At 63.7% G+C, this 21995-nt stretch carries 23 protein-coding genes; 17 read left to right on the forward strand and 6 right to left on the reverse strand.

What is annotated here, in order from left to right; translation table 11 throughout:
- Positions 1-146: 146 nt before the first annotated feature.
- The 10 genes from ACTIFE_RS13065 to ACTIFE_RS13110 all read left to right on the forward strand — a co-directional run bounded on the left by ACTIFE_RS13065 (position 147) and on the right by ACTIFE_RS13110 (position 8939).
- Positions 147-2540 carry a putative monovalent cation/H+ antiporter subunit A gene (locus tag ACTIFE_RS13065; RefSeq protein WP_439529594.1) on the forward strand — a complete coding sequence of 798 codons (2394 nt, stop codon included), beginning with the start codon at positions 147-149 and terminating at the stop codon, positions 2538-2540.
- Positions 2540-2959, forward strand: a complete 420-nt coding sequence (locus ACTIFE_RS13070; RefSeq protein ID WP_439529595.1) for a Na+/H+ antiporter subunit B — start codon at positions 2540-2542, stop codon at positions 2957-2959. The genes ACTIFE_RS13065 and ACTIFE_RS13070 overlap by 1 nt, the downstream gene beginning before the upstream one ends.
- Positions 2959-3336 (forward strand): Na+/H+ antiporter subunit C, encoded by a 378-nt coding sequence (locus tag ACTIFE_RS13075; RefSeq protein WP_439529596.1) that lies wholly within the window; start codon positions 2959-2961, stop codon positions 3334-3336. Before ACTIFE_RS13070 ends, ACTIFE_RS13075 begins: the two co-directional genes overlap by 1 nt.
- 3 nt (positions 3337-3339) lie before the next feature.
- Complete coding sequence (locus ACTIFE_RS13080) at positions 3340-4938, forward strand: Na+/H+ antiporter subunit D (protein WP_439529597.1); 1599 nt, start codon at positions 3340-3342, stop codon at positions 4936-4938.
- Complete coding sequence (locus ACTIFE_RS13085; protein ID WP_439529598.1) at positions 4935-5411, forward strand: Na+/H+ antiporter subunit E; 477 nt, start codon at positions 4935-4937, stop codon at positions 5409-5411. Before ACTIFE_RS13080 ends, ACTIFE_RS13085 begins: the two co-directional genes overlap by 4 nt.
- Positions 5408-5764 carry a cation:proton antiporter gene (locus ACTIFE_RS13090; RefSeq protein ID WP_439529599.1) on the forward strand — a complete coding sequence of 119 codons (357 nt, stop codon included), beginning with the start codon at positions 5408-5410 and terminating at the stop codon, positions 5762-5764. Before ACTIFE_RS13085 ends, ACTIFE_RS13090 begins: the two co-directional genes overlap by 4 nt.
- Complete coding sequence (mnhG, locus tag ACTIFE_RS13095; protein ID WP_439529600.1) at positions 5761-6117, forward strand: monovalent cation/H(+) antiporter subunit G; 357 nt, start codon at positions 5761-5763, stop codon at positions 6115-6117. The genes ACTIFE_RS13090 and mnhG overlap by 4 nt, the downstream gene beginning before the upstream one ends.
- A gap of 549 nt (positions 6118-6666) precedes the next feature.
- Positions 6667-7083, forward strand: coding sequence for a MucR family transcriptional regulator (locus tag ACTIFE_RS13100; RefSeq protein WP_439529601.1), 417 nt, complete (start codon positions 6667-6669; stop codon positions 7081-7083).
- Between the two features lie 642 nt (positions 7084-7725).
- Positions 7726-8169, forward strand: coding sequence for a helix-turn-helix domain-containing protein (locus tag ACTIFE_RS13105; RefSeq protein WP_439529602.1), 444 nt, complete (start codon positions 7726-7728; stop codon positions 8167-8169).
- A complete protein-coding gene (locus ACTIFE_RS13110) occupies positions 8166-8939 on the forward strand; it encodes a DUF6456 domain-containing protein (RefSeq protein ID WP_439529603.1) in 774 nt (257 codons plus the stop codon). Before ACTIFE_RS13105 ends, ACTIFE_RS13110 begins: the two co-directional genes overlap by 4 nt.
- On the opposite strand, the gene ACTIFE_RS13115 is transcribed toward ACTIFE_RS13110, so the two are convergent.
- Both ACTIFE_RS13115 and ACTIFE_RS13120 read right to left on the reverse strand, forming a co-directional pair.
- Positions 8884-9312, reverse strand: coding sequence for a SufE family protein (locus tag ACTIFE_RS13115; protein WP_439529604.1), 429 nt, complete (start codon positions 9310-9312; stop codon positions 8884-8886). The genes ACTIFE_RS13110 and ACTIFE_RS13115 overlap by 56 nt on opposite strands.
- Positions 9313-9603: 291 nt before the next feature.
- Positions 9604-10107, reverse strand: a complete 504-nt coding sequence (locus ACTIFE_RS13120) for a DUF5330 domain-containing protein (RefSeq protein WP_439529605.1) — start codon at positions 10105-10107, stop codon at positions 9604-9606.
- A gap of 361 nt (positions 10108-10468) precedes the next feature.
- Between ACTIFE_RS13120 and ACTIFE_RS13125 the strand changes: the two genes are divergently transcribed.
- The 3 genes from ACTIFE_RS13125 to ACTIFE_RS13135 all read left to right on the forward strand — a co-directional run bounded on the left by ACTIFE_RS13125 (position 10469) and on the right by ACTIFE_RS13135 (position 13574).
- Positions 10469-12205 carry a sensor histidine kinase gene (locus tag ACTIFE_RS13125; protein ID WP_439529606.1) on the forward strand — a complete coding sequence of 579 codons (1737 nt, stop codon included), beginning with the start codon at positions 10469-10471 and terminating at the stop codon, positions 12203-12205.
- Between the two features lie 13 nt (positions 12206-12218).
- The gene (locus ACTIFE_RS13130; protein ID WP_439529607.1) at positions 12219-13094 is read left to right on the forward strand and encodes a peptidoglycan-binding domain-containing protein; all 876 of its coding nucleotides are present in this window, start codon (positions 12219-12221) and stop codon (positions 13092-13094) included.
- A gap of 135 nt (positions 13095-13229) precedes the next feature.
- A complete protein-coding gene (locus ACTIFE_RS13135) occupies positions 13230-13574 on the forward strand; it encodes a DUF1491 family protein (RefSeq protein WP_439529608.1) in 345 nt (114 codons plus the stop codon).
- Positions 13575-13598: 24 nt separating this feature from the next.
- Here ACTIFE_RS13135 and ACTIFE_RS13140 read toward each other — a convergent pair whose 3' ends face one another.
- A complete protein-coding gene (locus ACTIFE_RS13140; protein ID WP_439529609.1) occupies positions 13599-14762 on the reverse strand; it encodes a DUF2336 domain-containing protein in 1164 nt (387 codons plus the stop codon).
- A 183-nt stretch (positions 14763-14945) separates the two neighbouring features.
- Here ACTIFE_RS13140 and ACTIFE_RS13145 point away from each other — a divergent pair, with 183 nt between their 5' ends.
- Entirely contained in the window at positions 14946-15167 is a 222-nt protein-coding gene (locus ACTIFE_RS13145) for a hypothetical protein (protein ID WP_439529610.1), read from the forward strand.
- Between the two features lie 34 nt (positions 15168-15201).
- The gene (locus ACTIFE_RS13150) at positions 15202-16047 is read left to right on the forward strand and encodes a hypothetical protein (RefSeq protein ID WP_439529611.1); all 846 of its coding nucleotides are present in this window, start codon (positions 15202-15204) and stop codon (positions 16045-16047) included.
- A gap of 3 nt (positions 16048-16050) precedes the next feature.
- Here ACTIFE_RS13150 and ACTIFE_RS13155 read toward each other — a convergent pair whose 3' ends face one another.
- The 3 genes from ACTIFE_RS13155 to ACTIFE_RS13165 are packed head-to-tail and all read right to left on the reverse strand — an operon-like array spanning position 16051 to position 19501.
- Positions 16051-16635, reverse strand: coding sequence for a DUF1254 domain-containing protein (locus tag ACTIFE_RS13155; protein WP_439529612.1), 585 nt, complete (start codon positions 16633-16635; stop codon positions 16051-16053).
- Positions 16632-17294, reverse strand: a complete 663-nt coding sequence (locus ACTIFE_RS13160) for a DUF1214 domain-containing protein (protein WP_439529613.1) — start codon at positions 17292-17294, stop codon at positions 16632-16634. The genes ACTIFE_RS13155 and ACTIFE_RS13160 overlap by 4 nt, the downstream gene beginning before the upstream one ends.
- Positions 17291-19501 carry a transglycosylase domain-containing protein gene (locus ACTIFE_RS13165; protein ID WP_439529614.1) on the reverse strand — a complete coding sequence of 737 codons (2211 nt, stop codon included), beginning with the start codon at positions 19499-19501 and terminating at the stop codon, positions 17291-17293. Before ACTIFE_RS13165 ends, ACTIFE_RS13160 begins: the two co-directional genes overlap by 4 nt.
- A gap of 111 nt (positions 19502-19612) precedes the next feature.
- Here ACTIFE_RS13165 and ACTIFE_RS13170 point away from each other — a divergent pair, with 111 nt between their 5' ends.
- Complete coding sequence (locus ACTIFE_RS13170; protein WP_439529615.1) at positions 19613-20101, forward strand: YcgN family cysteine cluster protein; 489 nt, start codon at positions 19613-19615, stop codon at positions 20099-20101.
- A 209-nt stretch (positions 20102-20310) separates the two neighbouring features.
- Positions 20311-21942 (forward strand): methyl-accepting chemotaxis protein, encoded by a 1632-nt coding sequence (locus ACTIFE_RS13175; protein ID WP_439529616.1) that lies wholly within the window; start codon positions 20311-20313, stop codon positions 21940-21942.
- The last annotated feature ends 53 nt before the right edge of the window (positions 21943-21995 follow it).

Raw genomic sequence — 21995 nt, forward strand, 5'->3', positions numbered from 1 at the left:
TACGCTCCAATTTGACGCAGGCACCTTGCGATTGCGGGCGGGAAGAACCAATTCAAACGAAAATTTTAACTTCCTCCTCATAGCCTTCGGGTCGGAGCCGTCCGGTCCGGACGTCACGATCTGACAAGACCAGCCGAAGAGTGAGCATGACGCCCGCCGCACCCGACATGACCATCCTCGCCGTGCTTGCGCCCTTTGCGGCTGCGGCGATTGCGCCTTTCGCCGTCAGGATCCTGAAACACAACGCCGCCTGGCCGCTGGCGCTGGTGCCCTTCCTGATCTTCGCCCATTTCGCCGGCTTCGTGTCCGGTGTGTCGCAGGGCCAGACCTTCACGGTCGCCCGCGAATGGGTGCCGGCCTATGGCGTCACCCTGTCATTCTACATCGACGGCCTGTCGACCTTGTTCGCGCTGCTGATTTCCGGCATTGGCACGTTCATCATTCTCTACGCGGGCGGCTACCTGAAGGGGCATCCGCAGCAGGGGCGGTTCCTGTCGTTCCTGTTCCTGTTCATGGGCGCGATGCTGGGGCTCGTCACGGCTGACAACCTCATCACGCTGTTCATCTTCTGGGAACTCACCTCGATCACCTCGTTCCTGCTGATCGGCTTTGACCATCTGCGCGCGGCCTCGCGCCGGGCGGCGCTGCAGGCGCTGCTGGTGACGGGCGGCGGTGGCCTTGCGCTGCTGGCCGGCTTCCTGCTGATCATCCAGATCACCGGCGAGATCGAGATGTCGAAGGTGCTGGCGAGCGGCGATGTGCTGCGCGGCAGCGCGCTGTATCTGCCGGTGCTGCTGCTGGTCCTGGGCGGTGCCTTCACCAAGTCGGCCCAGTTCCCGTTCCATTTCTGGCTTCCCAATGCGATGGAAGCACCAACGCCGGTGTCCGCGTTCCTGCACTCGGCAACCATGGTCAAGGCGGGCGTCTACCTGCTGATGCGCGTGCATCCGGTTCTGGGAGGCACCGAACTCTGGATGACGATCCTGCCGGTGTTTGGCGCAATCACCCTACTGGTCGGAACCATCCTGGCCGTGCGCCAGACCGATCTGAAGTTGATGCTGGCCTATACGACCGTCGCCTCGCTCGGACTTCTGGTCATGCTGACCGGCACCAGCAACGAGAAGGCACTGGAAGGGGCGGTGCTCTATCTCTTCGCCCATTCGCTGTTCAAGGGCGCGTTGTTCATGGTCGCCGGCACCATCGACCATGAGGCAGGGACCCGTGACGTCACCAAGCTTGGCGGCTTGCGCAAGGCGATGCCGATCACCTTTGCTGCGGCAGCGCTCGCAGGCCTCTCGATGGCCGGCCTGCCGCCCTTTATCGGCTTCATCGCCAAGGAAGTGCTCTATTATGGCACCTGGGGCCTGCCGCAGGGGGCGATGCTGCTGACGGCGGTCGCCGTCATCGGCAATTCCCTGATGCTGGTGATTGCAGCTGCCGTCGCGATCAAGCCCTTCTTCGGGCCCGAGGTCCACACGCCCAAGCACGCCCACGAAGGGCCGGTCCTGTTGTGGGCCGGTCCGGTGGTGCTGTCGCTGACCGGCCTTGCTGCCGCCCTGATGGCGCATGCGACGGGTGACCTGTTCATCGGTCCGATGTTGTCCTCGCTGAAGGGCGCGCCGACAGCGGTCGAACTGCATCTCATCCCGGCCTACATCTCGGCGCCGCTGATCCTGTCGATCATCACCGTCGCGCTTGGCATCGTGCTGTTCCTGCAGCTCGACCGGCTGCGCGGGATCATTGCCTCGATCCTGGCGGCCATCGGCTGGGGTCCGGATCGCGGCTTTGACCAGGTGGTGGCTGCCATCGTGAGGGTGTCAACTGTCGTGACGCGGCTGCTGCAGGGCGGCCAGATGCAGACCTACATGGTGCTGACCTTTGCCGTTACCGGCGTGGCCCTGCTGCTGCCGCCGTATCTCACCGGCAGTTTCCCGGCGATGCCGGAGTGGCCTGAGTTCCGCTTCTACGAGTGGGCCGTTATTGCCATTGCCGTGCTGGGTCTGGGCGCGGTGCTGGTGGCCAAGACCCGGTTGACGGCGATTGTCTCGCTCGGCATCCAGGGCTTTGCCGTGGCAACGCTGTTCATGCTGTTCGGCGCGCCGGACCTCTCCTTCACCCAGTTCATGATCGAAACCCTGTCGGTGGTGGTGCTGGCGCTGGTGATGACCCGGCTCAACCTGTCGCCGCGCGACCATCGTCCGCTGGGCGCCAAGCTGGTCACGGGGCTGGTGGCCCTATCCGTTGGTGCCGGTCTTGCCCTGACCCTGATGGCGATCACGCAGACGCCGTTCGACGGACGGCTGTCCGAGTTCTTCACTGAATACAGCCGCGCCATCGCCCATGGCCGCAACATCGTCAACGTCATCATCGTCGACTTCCGCGGCTTTGATACGCTGGGCGAGATCGCCGTGGTGGTGCTGACGGGCCTGGCCGTGCTCGGCCTGGTGCGGATCCAGACGAAGCCGGACAGCGGCAACGCTGCCAACAAGGCCAACAAGATGGCGGCGAAAGCCGCTCGCAAACCGGTGGAGGCCCGCTGATGCGCTCGGTCATCTTCCGCACCTTTGCCCCGTTCATTACGGCGCTGATGGTGCTGTTCTCGATTTTCGTGCTGCTGCGCGGCCACAATGAGCCTGGCGGCGGCTTCATCGGCGGCCTCGTGGGCGCATCGGCGCTGGCGATCTACGGGATCTCGGCCGGTGTCGGGCCGGCCCGACGGGCGCTCAAAGCCCATCCGATGAGCATTGCCGCCTTTGGATTGCTGCTGGCGGCCCTATCCGGCGTCCTGTCGCTGTTCACGGGCCAGGCTTTCATGACCAGCCAGTGGGCGGCCATCGAGGTGTTCGGCGTAACCGTCGACCTGTCGACCCCGATGTTCTTCGATATCGGCGTCTATCTGGTGGTGGTCGGTGCCATCGGCTCGATTGCACTGGCGCTTGAGGAAAGGGAGAGCGACTGATGGAAGCTGGCTTCTCCGTCCTGATCGGATTGTTCTTTGCCGTCGGTGTCTATCTGATGCTGTCGCGCCACATCGTGCATATCCTCATCGGCATCACGATCCTCGGCAATGCGGTCAACATGCTGATTTTCACCGCAGGCCGCCTGATGCGCGAAGTGCCGCCGGTGATCCCGATGGACCTCTATGTGCCGGCCGGTCCAACCGCCAATCCGCTGCCGCAGGCGCTGGTGCTGACGGCAATCGTGATTTCCTTCTCCTTCTTCGCGTTCCTGCTGGTGCTGGCCTTCCGCACCTATCAGGAACTGGGCACCGATGACGTCAACGAAATGCGCGTCGCCGAGCCCAAGGGCGAAGCTCTGCCGCCGCAAGGGTACTGATCCATGGCCGGTCCTTCCATTTCCGTCGACCTTTCAGCTGCCATGCAGACAGCGCCGGTTCAGCTTGCCGACTGGCTGGTGGTCGCTCCGTCGATCCTGACCATCGTTGGCGGCATGCTGTGCCTGATGAGCCGCAAGAATACGGCGCTGGCGCCGAAGCTGGGGCTGTTTTTCCTCGGCCTGCTTGTCATCAACAACGTGCTGCTTCTGGCCGAGGTGCTGAAGCGGGGCGTCATCACCATGGTGATGGGCAACTGGCTGCCGCCCTTCGGCATTGCCTTCACTGTTGACGCTCTGGGCGCGACCCTGGCGCTGGTGGCGGCGATTGTTGCCTTTGCAGCCGGGCTCTATGCCTCGATCACGATCGACAGTTCCGGCAAGCGCTACGGCTTCTATCCGTTCCTGCTGCTGATGATGACCGGGGTGAACGGTGCATTCCTCACTGGCGACGTGTTCAACCTTTACGTCTGGTTCGAGGTGCTGCTTATCTCGTCCTATGGCCTGCTGGTGCTCGGCAACGACCGGATCCAGCTCGACGGCACGGTGAAATACGGCATTCTCAACCTGATCGGCACCAACCTGTTCCTGATCGCCACCGGGCTGCTCTATGGCCAGCTTGGCACGCTGAACATGGCCGATATCACCATGAAGGTGCAGGAAAGCGGCGTCAGCGGTCCGCTGATGACCATTGCGGTGCTGTATTTCCTGGCCTTTGCCATGAAGGCGGCAGCGTTCCCGGTGAATTTCTGGCTGCCCTCGTCCTATCACACGCCGCGCATCGTCGTGGCGGCGGTGTTTGCAGGATTGCTGACCAAGGTTGGCATCTATGCACTGCTGCGCACACTCGTCATGCTGATGCCGGCGGCGCGCACCGAACTGGCGGAAGTGATTGCCTGGGTCGCGGCGCTGACGATGCTGACCGGGGTGATCGGCGCGCTGGCGCAGTCCGATGTTCGCCGGTTGCTCGGGTATCTGGTCATTTCCGGTATCGGCTCGATGCTGGCCGGCATTGCGATGGGCTCGGTGCTGGCGCTGTCCGGTACGGTGTTCTACACCGTCCACTCGATCCTGGTGATGACGGCGCTCTACATGGCTGCCGGCCTGATGGCGGCAATGGCCGGAAGCTATGACCTGCGCCGGCTTGGCGGCCTCTATGGTGCAAGCCCGGTGCTGGCCGGGGTGTTCCTGGTGCTGGCGCTCGCCGTGGCGGGCCTGCCGCCATTCTCCGGCTTCTGGCCCAAGGTGATGCTGGTCGACGCTGCTCTGACGCTCGGCTGGAACTGGCTGGCCGCTTCGATCCTCGTGACCGGCTTTCTGACCTCGCTGGCCGTGGGCCGCGTCTGGATCTATGCCTTCTGGCGTGGTGGTCCTGAGGGCACCGTCGATGGCGGATCGGTGAGCTTGCCGGGTGGTGGGGTGCTGGTTGCCGGGGCTGGCGGAAGGTCGACCGCCGCTGTCTGGGTGCCGATTGGCATCCTGACCACGCTGATCGTGCTGTTCGGCCTGCAGCCGGAGTGGATGATGGAAGTGTCCTCGCGCGGTGCCTCCGGTCTGGTTGATCCGGTCGGATACCTGAGGTCGGTGTTCGGAGGCGGCGCATGACCGGTCTGTTCCTCGTCAATATCCTGCTGGCGCTGTCCTGGGCGGCTGTCAGCGGGTCCTTCTCGGTGGTAAACCTTGCCTTCGGCTTTGTCCTGGGGACAGGGGTGCTCTTCATGATCCGCGAGCAGGTTGGCGGTTCAAGTTACTTCCAGCGGACCGGTCGGGTCGTCGGACTGATCCTGTTGTTCCTGAAAGAACTGGCCTTGTCGGCCTGGCGCGTCGCCCTGCTGGTCAGCCGGCCGAAGATGGACGTCAGTCCGGGGCTCATCGCCTTTCCGCTGACCGTCGAGCGGGACTTCGAAATTGCCCTGCTGGCGAACCTTATCACGTTGACGCCGGGGACGCTGTCGGTGGACGTGTCCGAGGATCGCAAGACCCTTTATGTGCATTGTATCGATCTGCCGGATCCCGAGGCCACGATCGCCGATATCCGCAATGGCTTCGAGCGCAAGATCATGGAGGCATTCCGTTGAGCCCCTTCGAGACTTTTGCGTCCGGCTTCCTGGACGTGGCGATCCAGATATCGCTCGCCCTGTTGTGCCTGGCGTTCCTGCTGACGGTGGTGCGCACGGTCATCGGACCAACGCTGCCGGATCGGGTGCTGGCGCTCGACATGCTGGTGGGCACCGTGATCGGCTTTATCGCGGTGATCGGTGTTGCGACCAACTTCTATCTCTACATCGACATTGCCATCACGCTGGGTCTTGTTGGCTTCCTGGCGACGGTTGCCCTTGCCCGCTTCATCAAGAACCGCGGCACAGCTGGCGACCAGACGATTGCCGAAGAAGTAAAGGCCGCAGTCGCCCGCAACAGGAGAGTGAAATGACCGCCCTGGTTGATATCCTCGTCGGCCTGACGCTGATCATCGGTGCCCTGTTTGCGGTGCTGGCAGCTGTCGGCGTGCTGAGATTGCCGGATGTTTACTCGCGGATGCATGCGGCCTCGAAAGCCGGGACCGTCGGCTCGAGCCTGTTGCTGATCGCGCTGGCCCTTGATGCTGGCCAGCTCGACGTCACAACCCGCGCCATCGCCGGCGTTCTGTTCTTCCTTCTGACGGCGCCGATCTCTGCGCATCTGCTGGCAAAAGCGGCTTTTTCTGCAGGCTATCCAACCTGTGCCAGCTCGCGCCAGGACTGGGTGAGGGAACTGCAGGGCAAGAGCAGCAAGCGCAAGACCTGACTGTCGCCAGCCCGCAAAGACAGACGTTGCCATCCGGGGTGCGCTGCGCCCCGGATTTTTTGTGGCGCCCGTTCCCGGCATTGCCCCGTTGCATCGGCGGCTTGTGCGAGGGCAGGAGGGGCAGGCTGCGCCTTTTCACCCGGAAAGACCGCCTGTCTTCCCAGATCCGGGCTTGCATTCGAAGTCCGGATGGGCAATGAGGCAATTGATTACGTCTGGTCTATGTTTGAGTCGCCTGTGCTGATGGTCCTTTGATTGCGCTTCTGGGCAATTTACTCAATTGCATCTCCACAAATTCGACAAAATTAGAACAGACAGACAGTGATGACAGGCAATTCGCGATAACGAATTACTTTTTCGATGTTGTTCAGGGCTTGTCGACTGCGAAGCGCGCCTGTATAAACGCAAGAACGTTGTCCAAGCAGTAGAATCAAATTTTAGCAGTTGAGAGCTGCAAGCAAGACTTCAGCATCTTACCAGCGGTAAGCGAAGTCAGAAGCTTCGATCCGACTTGCGAAATCGCCACAAGATATATGGAACGGGTGAGACATGACTGACAATCCGGTAGACGCCAACCTGATCGACCTGACCGCGGAAATCGTTTCTGCATACGTGAGCAACAACACGGTGGCTGCGACGGATCTGCCGGTTCTGATCAATGATATCTATAATGCGCTGCAGCGCACCTCGGGCACCCAGGCCGAGCCGGAGCCGGAGCCGCTGAAGCCGGCCGTTCCGGTCAAGAAGTCGGTCATGCCGGACTACATCATCTGTCTCGAAGACGGGAAGAAGTTCAAGTCGCTGAAGCGTCACCTGCGCACGCACTACGACATGACCCCGGAAGAGTACCGCGAGAAGTGGGACCTGCCGACCGATTACCCGATGGTTGCCCCGAACTACGCCGCTGCCCGCTCGGAACTGGCGAAGAAGATGGGTCTTGGCCAGCAGCGCAAGCGCGTCAAGTAAGGTCTGTTGCCGGCGAGGCTCGCCGGTGCGGCTTTCCACTCCGAATGCTCCCGTGTCAGCACGGGTCAGGACCGCCCCCGAAAACGGGGCGGTCTTTTTTGTTTGCCGTGGCAGACCCGTCGCCTGAACCGAACCGGACTTGCGGCGCAATGCTTTTGCCAGCGGGGCTCCTGCCGGGGGCAGCCCGGCTCCGGAAGGCCGCCGGAAGGGTGGCTTCCAGGGCCAGGAGGCGAGGCAGGCTTGCGGTCCAGTGGCCGCAGCCGTGACGCGCCCGCTCCTGCCGCACCATTTGCAGAAGACGCCAGACCGCCGCGCGTGGCAGCGTGGCCCCCGGCCGCCAGTCCGAAGGCAGCAGCGCGTCCCGACCGAGCAGGCGGACAAGGCGATGCCGGGACAAGTCCAGTCCAGCGGCTTTGGTCAACCTGGTTCTGTGAATTTGCATCCCGTTGTTCCCACGGCTTCCGCCTGTTCCGACCGGCGCGATCGGCTCAGTGTGCCTGAGGTCTGACCCACGGGGATAACTTGCCAGTACACGCCTGACTCTCTCTCTGGTTGATAGGAAACTTATCCCCCACCCCAAATTGCTCTCTTAGAATGTAGGAAAATAAGCCTACAAATCGAAAGCAAAAGAGGGGAGATCTGATGGAACATCATGTCTACAGTGAAATTCTCGAAGTATTCGGGACGGGTAGGTGCCGAGTTTCAAGGATCAGGGCGAATGAGAAGATCTCAAGAGGCATGAGATCCGCTGAAAACCTGGTGTCGGAATTCTTTGACATTCGCGTGGAAGACTTGATGCGGGAATCAAGGGGGCGGAAAAACGTTGCCTGTGCGCGCCAGGTCATGATGTACCTGGCGCATGTCACGTTCGGGCTGACGCTCGGCGAGGTGGGGCGCCTCTACAACCGCGACCGATCCACGGTCGGATATGCCTGCCGTAAAATGGAGGATCTCAGGGACAACCCGTGTCACGACCGGATGCTGGAACAGTTCGAGCGCGCCATCCACGACATGGCGGCACAAGATCGGATTGCCGCCGAGGAGCCCGACAGCTGCGGGTTGATGTCTGAAGGCGATGTCCGATGACCGCCCGCGGACTGTTGCGCCGACTGGCCCGGGGCGCACTGACACGGGCGGAGACTGCCAGCCTTTGCGGCACGGAAAACGGCGATGGGCGCAAGCTGGTGGCGGAACTGCTGGCTGCCGGGCTGGTTCGGCAGGAGGCCGGAACTATTCACCTCAGCGAAGAGGGCCGGATGCACTTGCGACGAATGCTCTCTGGCGGCGATGACAGCTTCCGTGGACAGCATCAGGAGCGGGCATCACAACCGGTGCCGCATAAGGGGAGGCCGGCACATGAGGACAAGGCAGGCCACGTGCTTGTTGACCTTGGCGAGAGCCCGCTTGCCTGGCTTGCCAGCCGCAGGGACGCCAGGGGACAGGCCCTGTTGAACCCGGGTCAGGTCGAGGCTGGCGAGCGGCTGCGGCAGGATTTTACTTTCGCCGGCATGATGCCGCAGCTGGCCGGGGGCTGGCGAACGGAGCGGATCAGCGGCGGTGCCAGCGCCGGCGCAGGAATTGACCTCAATGATCAGGTGATCGCCGCGCGCCAGCGCGTGGAGACGGCGCTGGCAGCAGTCGGGCCAGGATTGTCTCCCGTGCTTGTCGATGTCTGTTGCCTACTGAAAGGGCTGGAGACGGTCGAGCGGGAGCGCGGCTGGCCCGCCCGTTCGGCGAAAGTGGTTCTGGGCCTTGGCTTGACCTGCCTCGACGAGCACTACCGGCTTGGCCGGGGCCGGATCAGGCCGCCAGGGCCGTCGCCGCGTCGGAGCGGATCCGTTCGACCATCGACTTGAGGCCATTTGACCGCTGCGGGGTCAAGTGGTCCTGCAGGCCGATGCGGGCAAAAAGGGCGTCGACATCCGTTGCCAGGATCTCCTGCGCCGTCTTTCCGGAGAAGATCGCCAGCACGATGGCCACCAGGCCCTGGACGATGAGGGCGTCGCTGTCGCCCTGGTAGGTCAGCACCGGCTCGCCGGCGGCTGTGCGGGACACGTCGGTCACCAGCCAGACCTGCGACACGCAGCCGCGCACCTTGTAGGCGTCCGTGCGGCATTCGGCCGGGAAGGGCGGCAGGGCGCGGCCAAGGTCGATGACGTATTTGTAGCGGTCTTCCCAGTCATCGAGGAATTCGAAGCCATCGAGAATGTCGGCAAGGGAAGTGGTCATGGAAAAGGCGCCCGGACGGAACTGAATGTCACGGAGATATAGCCCCATGCCCCGCAAGTGCAAGCCGTCGGAGGACCTGAGACCGGTCAAGAGAGACACCAGTGCGCAGCGGACAAAAAAAGACGCCGCAAGTGGAAAGGGCAGCTGCCCACTTGCGGCGTCGCGGAAAAGACCGCGGAGTGTTTCCGTCTCCCGAACCGGTCGCCAAGAGGGCGGGGCCAGTCCGGTCATGCGGGGCGCAAACCACCGCGTACGAGAAGCTTTAACGCAGTCGCACGCGGTCAGCAGTGGTCAGACACGAGAGCCTGACCGGGGATTGGGCCGTGGCACCGGCCCAAAGGAGACCTCCGGAGTGGAGGGTGCGGTGACGGGAGCAGCGCTTGCAGCTCCCGGAACTGTTTCCGGCGCCGGCAGATGCCAGGCCGGAGCGGGATCGGCGGCGACCATCGGACCGTTGCCGCCGACCGAACCGGTGAAGACGGGCATCTCGGCACTCACGCTTGTCTGCGGAGCCGCCGGGTCCGACCCTTCAACCGACTTGTCGAGAAATTCATAGACGATGCGCGCCCCATCGCGAGCCTGGGCCCCGATGGCCACCAAGGCCTGGCCACCTGTCTCACAGGCCTGGGGATTGCGATTGCAGAAGCCGGTGAGGTCGGACACCGTCGCCTGAGCCGCCAGCACGGCGGACAAAGGATCGACGTCGATCCCGGTGGTGGTCTTCTGGCCGGTGCCGAAGGGGATCAGCACAAGGACCAGTGTGAGCCAGAAGGCTGTCCTGATCAGAAAAAACATGACGCTACCCTGTCGAGTTCCTGAGATCCGCCGTGCTCCATGCCAGGGCCAGCGGTTTTCTTATGCCGTCACATTAGCAGCGACGTCCAAAGGGCAGGTTCAGATCCCCCCCGCGTTTTTCATCAAATACGCAGATGACTTGAGGAAAATGCAGAGCAAAATTGATTCAAATTTGAGCAAGTCCAGTGCAAGTCCCTGGGCCAGAACCGCTTTTTCGGGAAAGAGATTTGCACGATGTGAACCGGCTTTCAGCGTTCCTTAAGCGGTCTGCGCAAAACTGTCCGTGGAACAGAATCCGGCTTCCGTTGGATCCTAGCCAGTCAGAGTGAGTGTGTTGCGTAGCGTGTCCAGAGTTCTACAGGTGTTTGGCCATACAATCAGCCGCTTCATCGAGGGCCTGGTGCACCCGTCGGCCGCCTCGGATCGGCTGCGTGCGCCGCGCCATGCCACTTTCATCACTGCCAGTCTTGGAGCAGGATCAGCGGCACTGATCCTGCTGCCGCTGCACCTGGCGCTGGCCGGTCCGGCGTCACTGCCGCTGACCCTGGCTCTGGCCTGGGCGCTGGCGCAGTGGCCACTGGTGCTGTTCCTGTCGCGCACCGGATATCTGACCCTGGCGCAGGCTGCTTCCGCCGCGCTGTTCGCCCTTTTCATCGGCGCGATCTGCGCTCTGACCGGTGGTGTCGCCTCCTTTGCTCTGCTGTGGTTGCTGCTGGCCCCTGTCGAGGCCGCCCTGTCGGGCGACCGGCGTGCGGTACTCTGGGTGACGGCGCTGTGCGTGGTCGAGGCCGCGCTGCTGACGGCCATGGCCCCTGGCGCGCCCGTTCTTGCCCTGGCGATTGACCCGCGTGCGGCACTGGCCGTGTCCGCCGGCGGGGGACTTGCCTACGCGGCCATGCTCGCCTTGCGGTTTGCTCTTGACCAGCGGCGCAGCGATGCGCTGGCCGTGGACCGGGAACATGACCTGCGTCTCGTCTGCGATACACTGGGCGATCTCGTCCTGCGCCTGGGCGAAGGCGGGGATGTGGAAACGCTGACCGGCCCGGCCGACGTCGTTTCGGGCGTGCCGGCGCGCCAATTGCAGCGCAAGGGCTTGTTCCAGCGCCTGCATGTGGCTGATCGGCCGGCCTATCTGAAGACGGTCTCCGATGCTGAACGCGGGCTGGAACCGCCGCGCCTCGACGTGCGCCTGCGCACAGGCGCAACGCAGCCTGGCGAGGCTGGCCTTGCCGACTATCGCTGGATTGACCTGACGTGCCGCCGGCTGCCGGATGGTGCTGTGGTTGCCGTCCTGCGCGATGCAACACAGCGCAAGGCCGAGGACGAGCGGGCCCTGAACGCCCAAAATGCCGCAGAGGCGCAGAGCGTGGCCAAGACGCGGATGCTGGCGGCCGTCAGCCATGAAATGCGGACACCGCTCAATGCCATCATCGGGTTCTCAGACCTGCTGCGCGCCAGTCCGGCGATGCTGGCCGACGAGCAGCGCAAGCGGGAATATGTCGAGCTGATCCACGAATCAGGCACGCATCTGCTGGAGGTCGTGGAAGGGTTGCTGGACGTATCGCGGCTTGAGAGCGGCAGGATGGACCTCAGCATCGAGCCCTTTGACCTGCGCGCCTGCCTTGAAAGTTGCCGCCATATGCTGTCGGGCGAGGCCGCAGCAAGGCGCATCAGCATCCGCATGGACCTGTGCGACGGCATCCAGGCTTTTCCGGCTGACCGGCGCGCCTGCCGCCAGATCGTGCTCAACCTGCTGTCCAATGCCGTAAAGTACAGCGCCGAGGGCGGCGAGGTGGTGCTTGGCGCCAGGCTCAATGACGACGCGGTGGACCTGTATGTCTGTGACAGCGGCCTTGGCATGGATGACGAGGCGCTTGCCCGTATCGGCGAGCCGTATTTCCGCGCTGCACCGCTGGCAGCTGCGGGAACCGGGCTCGGATTGTCCATGGTGAAAGCCCTGACCGAACTGCATGGCGGCACGCTGCAGATCGAGAGCCGCAAGGGCTTCGGGACCCGGGTCTGCGTGCGCCTTCCACTGGCAGGCCACGGGAAGCCAGATCTTGCAGAGGTTGACGCCCCTCTGAAAACCGTCGCCTGACACGGGAGCAGACATGGCCCGCCGGAAAGACGACTTCGATGAGCTTGAGGAACGCGAAGGCCTGATTGCCCGGGCCGGACAGGCGGCGCTGGACAATCCGTTGGCAGCGGGCGGTTCCGTTGTCATGGCGCTGACCGGATGCCTGATCATCGCCAATGCGATCAGCCTGCAGCCGCAACGCCATCCAGCACCGCTGTTCGTGTCGCGGGACCAGAAGGTCGATGTACAGGCGGGCGAAGAGCGCAGTGTCATTGCCCAGCCCATCTCGACGCTTATCCTCGATATCCAGACCGAACTGCGCCGCCTCGGTCTTTATGAGGGTCTGCTGGACGGGTTGATCGGTCCGGCAACCGAGCGCTCGATCCGCCGTTACGAGATCCTGACGGGCCAGCCGGAGACCGGGCACCCGACCAGCGCGCTGCTGGCGCGCCTGCTCATGGAGACGGACGACATGGCCGCTGCCGCACAGGCCATGACCGGCGGCGGCGCTCCACAGTCTGTCTCTTCGGTGATTGTCCCGGTACCCCGACCCTCACCCTTTGCCCGACCGGCACGAGCACCTGACGTGCAAGCGCCGCAAGTGGTTCCCGCAGCGCCCCCCTTCACCCCAGCGCCGCAGGTGACGGCAGAGGCGACGCCCGTGCCGCCGGGCACGGTCGGCGACCTGTCCGGATCGCTCGACATGGAAGCGCGCCGGTTGGGCCGGGTGCAAGCTCTCCTAGCGGAACTTGGCTATGGGCCCTTGCGCGCCGATGGGGTGATGAGCCAGAACACGGTCAACGCGATTCAGCGGTTCGAACTGGACCGGGGGATGGCGATCACAGGGCAGGTGTCACCCGCCCTGATCCGTCAGCTCGAAGATTTCACCGGTATTCCTTTCGAAGGCTGAGGACGGCCGGCGAGAGGCTCGTTCATTCACCGGCGGCCTGACGGGTGCCCGCTTCGTTGCCTCGTGACGGGGTGATCCGTTTCCGGACGGTCAAGCATGTGCGATTGACCGTCAGTTGCTCCAGGGAGCCGGCCCTTGCCGAGACTGACCAGCCGATTTTACGTGAGCGCGCTCATCCGCCGGGTGACCGGGGAGGGGGCATTTGCCGCAATCTCCCGCAAAGGAGCGGAGGAAGCAGGCGCGATCTTCGTGCTGGTGGATCGTCTGGATGGAACTGTCGACCTCTTTGGCCCCGCGCCGCAGGCGATTTTCGAATCCACACCTGATGGCCGCCTGTTCGAGCCCCTGATCAAGGCAGGCAGCCGCGAGGAGGCAAATCAGCGGCTCGAGCGTGAAAAGCGGATGGATCCGGATTTCTGGGTGGTCGAGATCGACAGCCGCGATGGCACGGCGGCCTTGCCGCTGATCCCTGAAAGCTGAGGGAGACAGGCGAAGGGACGCCTGTCAGGACGAGGCCAGGCGCTTGTCCGAAAGGCCGTCCAGCGGCAGATGTGAGGCGTCGGATCCACGCAGGCCGGCAGCAAGCCCGGATTGTGCCCCCGGACGCAGACCGGCGACAGGAGCGGACGTGGATGCCGCCGCCCGCTGCTGGCCCGGTTCCGTTCCCGAATGCTGACGCCAGGTTGACACCAGCAACTGGGCAGCGGCCAGCGACAATGTTTCGTAAAGGCGAAGCGCAGCCCGCAAGCCCTCCAGTGACAGGTTGTTTCCCGTCAGGCGAACCAGGATCGAGGAGGCATCGGCTTCGGCCATGCCGAGGGCCTTCAGCGCAACCATCAGGCTTTCCCCGCTCATGTCACAGACGATTGCGAGGCAGAAGTCGCCGTCGAGGCCGAGCAACTGTGCCAACTCGGTTGCAAAGGCCTCGTGACCGGCGCCAAGGGCAACTTCAATGAGCCGCTTGAGCAATTGGGGCTTGAGTGTCGGTCGGGCCGGCCGGGCGAGCGGCTGGCGGGCCTTTTCGGCCAAGGCGCGAAGGCCGGCGGTGGCCAGGGCGCGCTGGCGGTTGACCGGATCCAGCGTCGGAAAGTTGGCCATCAGCAGGTCGCTGGGCAGGGCATTGCGCTCGGCCAGCAAGGGGCCAAGGCGATCCATCACCGCCGGGCGGCCGCACAGGATATCGAGGCAGGCATCCGGCAGGTTGCCATCCGGCAGGTCGGACAGGGCCAGCAACGTGTCGGGTTCGGCTTCGGCGGCCAGGATCACCAGCGTCGCCTCGTCCAGATCCTGGCGCCGCAGCAGGGCGCGTCGAAGGCTTTCCGGACCGCGCCGGGCAATCCGGGCAAGGACATCGGGCGCAATGGCAGCGCCATGCAGGATCACCGGATAGGCGACAAGGGCATCCTCGTCATCGGCAAAGCGCGTCAACACGTCCGCCGGCGCCTGGGGAGCGCGGGCAACCAGGCAGGCGACACGGCGGCGGTCGGCAAGCGAGGTGGCGTCGTAGAGATTGAGGGCAAGTTCGGCGAAAGCCCTGACTTCGGCCCGATCATGCCGTTCGCGCGCGCAAAAGAGCTCTGCCGCTGCCAGAAGCAGGCGGTCCTTGCGGATGATCTCAGGATCAAGCGCTGGCCTGTCCAGGCCTTTAACGAACGGGACTGGGGACATGGATACGCGTCAACACAGCCTGATGTACAAGACGGACCAACGGATCCGTCGCTTAAACTTAGACGTAAACCGTTAGCAGGCTGTTAACCCTGACGGGGCGTAACTCGAAGTTACCGACAGGCAAGACAGCTGTGGGGCGAACGGCCCGGGTGACATCGGGCCGCAGACATGGCGGAGACGAAGATGGGAACCTTGCTGGATTTCGCAGCGGCCCGCAGGCCGCTGAAACACCGAGCCGCTCCGGCGGGAGCAGACGAGACCCCGGTCACGGACCGTGTTGTCCTGTTTCCCGGTGTGCGCATCGAGCGCGTGGCGCTTGATCTCGACCCGAGAATCGGGACCATCGGAGCACCGGCCAAGAATGCGGCCCCCGAACACGACCAGGCGGCCCTGACTGACGCGTGAGCCGCCGCGCGAGAACCCGCGCGAGGATGGCTGCATGACGATGATTTCTGCCCGGCTGACGTGCCGACGGCTTTCTTCCCTTCTGCCTCCGCTGCTGGCGGTGGCCGCCGTGTTTTGTCTGGGGCCGCTCGGCTGTACCCGCCCGACCGGCGATTTCAACCGGGCCAAGCCCTCCGTCGTGCATGATGCCCTGATGCCGGAAGCGGGCAACATGGCCGCGCGTCTGCGCGAGGAGCCAGTCTCCGAATTCCTGCTGACCGACGACGAGAAACTGCTGCGTAATCTGGGCTGGGGGCTGATCCGTCCGCCGGCAACGCAAGACTGGATTGGCGGCACCAAGGTCGAGCTGGCACGCACGCGGCTGCTGCCCGAGAAGCAGGGATTGGTCCCCGTCACGCAGTATACGGTGTTTCTTGGATCGGAGCGGTTCCGGTCGAGCGAAGTACGCTTCGACCGGATCGCGGCGGATGCGCGCGGGGATGCGACCCTGGTGCCGCCATTTTGCGAGGTGGCGACACGGGTGGCGAAGGCGGATCTCGACCGGTTGCGGGCGCTGTCGAGCCGGGATCTGGTGACCGTCGACACCTATGCCGGTGCCAATGCACGGGTGTGGGAAAACCGGGCCTATACCGGGTGGGTGGCGCAGGCCCTGCGCTTCCGCATCCAGGCCTATCAGACCGCCGTCGATCATTTCGAGATCGAGACGCCGTCCGGCAGCCGGATCTGGGAAGTCAACCGGGCGATCAAGGAACTGGAGACGGTGGTGCGTTTGACCGAAAAAGGCTGTGAGCATTCGGACCGCTACCAGACGGCCATCGATGCGGAACGGTCCCGGATCTATTCCAGATGGGGTCTCGAACGGCCCGCCCCGCAGAAATAGGCCTCAACTCGACGTCGGCATGTCGGGCTTAAGAGTGTCGCAACGGGCAGCCTTGAGGCCCGAGCTGACAACATCGGTGCTGGGGCGATCCGAAACAAAGGCGCGCAAAAGGACGAAGCCGTCCGTCTGGTCTGTTTCGATGACAATAAGCTCATCGAGGTTTTCCGGCGGATTGGCGCGCAGGATCGAAAGTTGCGGCGTTGTCAGCACCAGCATGGCCAATTCGCCGCTGCCTGACGTGCGGTTGTTGAGGCTGTAGACGACCTCCCCCGAGCCATTGAACAGGGCCATGGACCAGAATGGCGAGTTGACCGCAGCGCTCAGGCTGACCGGTCCGTCGGCAAGCCGGAACCAGCACAGGGCATGGCCCATTTCCGGGTCCAGCATGGGCAGCGGCTCGGCACCGGGCGCGACTGCCGGCAGGACATGGAACTGCCGGTCCGAGCCGATCCGGGCCAACCGGGCGAATGCTTCGGCACGCACATGGCCGGGGACGGTCAGCACAACGAAGATGTGGACGATCCCGGCCAGAAGCAGGCTTGCTAGTCCGTAGAGCGCAAGGCGGACGAGAAGACGGCGACCGGTCATGGACAACTGACCTTCGTGATCTCGGGCATGGTAAGGCCGATGAGCGATGCTCCGGTGGTGATCGGCGCATCATAGAGGCGCAGGATGAAGCTGAGATCGTCACCCTGGCCAAGCGGCAGCCAATTGCCGGGGCGCGGAGCCCGGGAGGCGGAGACTTCAAAGCTGCCGTCGGAGGCCCGCAGGAGGCCTGAACTCGACAGGCTGACCCGGCCGGCAGCAGTGGGCATGAGGCGTCCGTCCCGATCTGCGGAGGTAAGGGTCCACAGGCGTGCCGTGGGGGTCTGGCCGGCGATCCGGTAGCTGCAAGCAGGGCTCAGCGGCTCGCCGGAGGAATCCGTCGAGGCGACAAAGGCGACGCCCTCGCCATTGGCCAGTGGAATGCGCCCGGTCCGGGCATAGATCGCCGCAGAATAGGGATCAGCCTCGGGCGTGCCGGCAAGGGGATGGGCGCCCCAGACACCGATGCGGATCGGCTTGAACAGGTCCTCGCTGGTCAACGCAAGATGGGCGGACCACAGTCCGAACACGACGGCGACGGCGATGGTGACGACAAGCGCGAGCGCCCGGGCAAGGCGCGAAACGGGCGTCGGCCTCAGGATATCCGGCGTCCTGGTCTTCTGCCAGTCGGTTTCTGGCCCGAGCGGAAAAGCCGACTTCATGGCTGGGCGACCTCCTCGCTGGCCGAAGCGGTCTGGCCCAGGGCATCAAGCGCCCGGCCAATCTGGCCGAGTACTTCGGCGGTGCGGGTGGACAGGATGCGTGGTTGGCTGGCGGCCGGCGCACCGTCGCTGCTGCGGGCAATCTGGGCCGGTTTCAGGCGCGTCGGATCGATGCCCGGCATCGGGACAAGCTCGATACCGGCATGGGCATAGGCCATCAGCTTCTGCCAGGCGAGGGCCGGCAAGGTGCCGCCAGTGACACGGTCGGTCGGGGAAAAATCATCATTGCCGAACCAGACGGCGCTGACGAAGTTGCCTGTGTAGCCGACAAACCAGGCATCGCGATAGGCCGAAGTTGTGCCGGTCTTGCCAGCGACGACGACGCCTTCGACGATGGCCCTCCGTCCTGTGCCGTTCTCGACCGCGTTGACCAGAATGTCGTTGATCTCACCGACCTTATCCGCTGGCAGGATACGCTCCGGTTCCGGCTCGTTGCGGTTGCGGTCATAGAGCTGGCGGCCAAAGGAGTTGCGAACCTCGAGGATGGCGTAGGGAGATGCCTTGAGGCCGCCATTGGCGAAGGCTGCATAGCTGGCGGTCATGTCGATCACGGACACATCCGAAGCCCCCAGGGGCAGGGACACCGTGTTCTGCAATTCGTGCGTGATGCCCATCCTGTAGGCCGTTTCAATGATCGCCGGCCGGCCGACGGCAATGGACAGGCGAACGGGAACCGTATTGATCGACCGGGTCAGGGCATCCTTGAGGGAAATCGGACCGGCATAGCCGCGTGAATAATTGCGAGGGCTCCAGTTGCCGATCGAAACGGGCGCGTCCGGCACAATACTGGCGAGCGAATAGCCGTTGAGGAAGGCCGTGATGTAGACGAAGGGCTTGAAGGACGAGCCGGGTTGGCGCAGGGCGGCGACGGCCCGATTGAACTGGCTCTTGCCATAGTCGCGGCCACCAACCATGGCCCGGACGGCGCCATCGGGAACCATGACGACCAGGGCAGCCTCGCGGGTGCGGCGCGCCTGACCGAATTCGGTCAGAACACTGTCCACGGATTGCTCCGCCTGACGCTGCAGGGCCGGGTCCAGCGTGGTGCGGACGGTGACGATGCGGTCGCGGGCAAGGGCGGGATTGCGGCGGGCGAGCTTCCTGACCTCATCGAAGGCCCAGTCGAGGAAGTAGTCGGGGGCCTGTTCCTGCGACCGGTCGACGGCCACGGCCGGATTGCGGCGGGCGCCGATCACCTGGCCCTCGGTCATGAAGCCGGACTGGACCATGTTGGTCAGGACTTCATTGGCCCGCGCTCGGGCGGCAGGCAGGTTGATGTGCGGGGCGTATTTGCTCGGAGCCTTGTAGAGGCCGGCGAGCATGGCTGCCTCGGCCAGGGACAACTCGCGCACGTTCTTGCGGAAATAGAACTCGGAGGCCGCCGTGACGCCGAACACGCCGCCGCCCATGTAGGCGCGGTCGAGATAAAGCTTCAGGATCTGGCGCTTGGTCAGATTTGCCTCCAGCCACAGCGCAAGAAAGGCCTCCTTGATCTTGCGCTCCAGGGTGCGCTCGTTGGACAGGAACAGGTTCTTGGCCAACTGCTGGGTCAGCGAGGAGCCGCCCTGCACCACGGTCCGGGCCCGCAGGTTCTCAACCATGGCTCGGGACGTACCGATAACATCGATGCCAAAGTGCTCGAAGAAACGGCGGTCTTCGGTGGCAAGTGTCGCCTTGACGAGCACGTCGGGGAGCTCTTCGAGCGGCACCGTGTCATTGAGCACGATGCCGCGCCGGCCGACTTCCTTGCCGAAGCGGTCGAGGAAGGTAACGGCGAAGTCCTCGGTCGTCATCCAGTCCGCATTGCGGGTGGCCTCGAAGGCCGGCTGGGCGAAAGTCAGAAGGACGAGCAGACCGAGAAGGCCGAAGGTAGCGCCGTCGGAGCCGACTTCGGCTGCCGCGCGGCCAAAGCCACGAACCTCGAACCGCCGCAGGAAGCGGTCGTAGGCGCGAAGGCCTTCGGCAAACGACCGCCCGGCCCGCCATAGGGCCGTATCGACCCAGGCATCAGCCGACAGGAGGCGGGACGTCAGCGAGCGATAGGTGTTGCGACGCGGACGGGCGCTGTCTTGCGCTGACGCAGCAACCCTGTCCGCCTGCTCCGGCGGGTGATCCGGGCCGCGATCATCCTGATGGTCGGAGCTCACAGCGCTATCCGTTGCCTGTAGATGCTGTTAAAGGATCGACGCCTATCCTTGTCGCCACTAGGGAACCCGAAACGGGCTACGAAATCAATGCCGGACACCAAGATTCCCCCGATGGCTGCCGATCTGCCGGTTCCCTACTGGCGCGAAAAGGCGCTTGAGGACATGACGACCACGGAGTGGGAAGCCCTGTGCGACGGCTGCGCCCGCTGCTGCCTCAACAAGCTTGAAGACTGGGACACAGGCCAGATCGTCTGGACCAACGTTGCCTGCCAGTTGCTCGATGATGCCAGCTGCCGCTGCAGCGACTATCCGAACCGCACGGTGAACGTGCCCGATTGCATCCAGCTGACGCCGGAAGAGGTGCGGACCTTGACCTGGCTGCCGGCGACCTGTGCCTATCGGCTGGTGCGCGAGGGCAAGGATCTCTACTGGTGGCATCCGCTTGTGTCAGGAGATCCGGACACGGTGCATCAGGCTGGCGTGTCGGTGCGCGGGCGGACAGTGTCGGAAGCCGGTATCGAGATCGAAGACTATGAGGATTACGTGGTCAACTGGCCAATGCAGATTCCGCGCAAGGCCAAGCGTCGCCCGGAGAAATAGAAGTTACCCAGCAAACAAGCCCAGCCTTTGCGAGATCGGTGAGGTGTCCCTGCAGCTTTTGACGCTACGCCGGGAAATCAAGGCCGGTGAAAGGTAAACGGAAAATGTTGCCTGATTTTTCAGCTGATCTGTTTGGGTATCTGCAGTCGCATTAACGGAATTTTGTCTCGCGGGTTGGAGCATGGGGTCAGCTCAATCGGGGACTGGCCATGAAATTCTGGCAATCCATCAAGTTCAAGACGATCACGCCTGTGGTGGTCATCGTCGCTGGTGCCTTTGCGGCATTTTCTTACCTGACTTCATCGGAACTGATCTCGTCTGTCGAGAACGCATTCCAGTCCGAGATCGAGATCAGTACCGAGATGTCCAACCAGGCGCTGGGCAACGCCATCTGGGACTTCAACCAGGACCTGGCCAAGACGGTGCTGCAGCCACTGACCGACAACAGCCGGTTCTCCTTCGCGGTGGTGCGCGAGGAAAACGGCACCATCTTTGCCACGGTCGCCAAGGAAGCGGTGGAAGGCAAGGATCTGCTGGCCCGAATTCCTGATGAGGCGCAGGCACCCAGCGATGACAAGGCAACGCGGTTTTTCGAGACCGAGACCCACATGATCGGTGTGAAGCCGATCCTGCGCGATGAGGCGGGAACAGTGAGCCGCATCGGCAGTGTTTTCATCGGCTTCGATCTCGGCTTGCTGAAGGCTGCCGAACGGGAAGCCCAGCTGACGGCGCTGGTGATGGCGCTCATTGCCATCGGAGTGGTGTCCGGGGCGCTGATGTATCTGATCAGCCGGATCACACGGCCGATCGACCAGCTGTCGCGCACCATGCTCAGCCTTGCCGACGGGGATCTGGAAGTGACCGTGCCGGGAACGGCGCGCGTTGATGAACTCGGCCAGATGGCCAAGACGGTGGAAGTGTTCCGCGACAACGGCCAGAAGCAGCGGCAGCTTGAGGCTGACCAGCGCGCCGGCTTCGACAAGGAGCGCGAGCGCCAGGCGGCGCTGGAGGCGATGATTGCCGGGTTCCGCGACCAGTCACGGCAGCTGTTGCAGCCGGTCGAGGAATCCACCCACAACATGTCGCAGATCTCCAACCTGTTGCTCGACATGTCGAAGGACACCACAGGCCGCACCGCCTCCGTGGCGGCTGCGACCGAGCAGGCCTATGCCAGTGTCCAGACGGTCGCTTCGGCCTCCGAGGAACTGTCGGCATCCATCGGCGAAATCTCGCGCCAGATCGCCGACACCAGCGCCGTGGTTTCGGCGGCAAACACCAAGGCGGCATCGGCCAACGAGCAGGTGGCCGGGCTTGCCGCCTCTGCCCAGAAGATCGGGGCGGTGCTGCAACTGATCCAGGACATTGCAGAACAGACCAACCTGCTGGCGCTGAATGCCACCATCGAGGCGGCACGTGCCGGGGATGCAGGACGCGGCTTTGCGGTCGTGGCGGCTGAGGTGAAGGAACTGGCGACCCAGACATCGAAGGCAACCGAAGAAATCGCGGCCCAGATCACGGCCATCCAGGATGCCTCGGCCGGCTCCGTTGCGGCGATTGACGAGATTGCCAAGACCATGGTGCAAGTGAACGAATACACCGCCTCCATCACCCGTGCCCTCGAACAGCAGGGCGCCGCGACCGGTGAAATCAGCCACTCCGTCCAGGAAGTGGCCTCTGGAACGCGGGAAATCACCGTCAACATGACGAGCGTCAAGCATGCGGTCGACGAAACCTCCGCCTCGGCTGCGGATGTGGCGAAGTCCTCGAATGACGTGGCGCTGAAGACCCGCCAGTTGGCAGAAAGCATCGACGACTTCCTCAGCCGCGTCAGCGCGGCCTGACATCGAAGTTTTCTGTCGCGCAAAGCTCAGTCCCCACGGCGCTACCGTGGGGG

Origin of the sequence: Pannonibacter sp. (assembly GCF_051860505.1) — a bacterium.
Lineage (GTDB): Bacteria > Pseudomonadota > Alphaproteobacteria > Rhizobiales > Stappiaceae > Pannonibacter.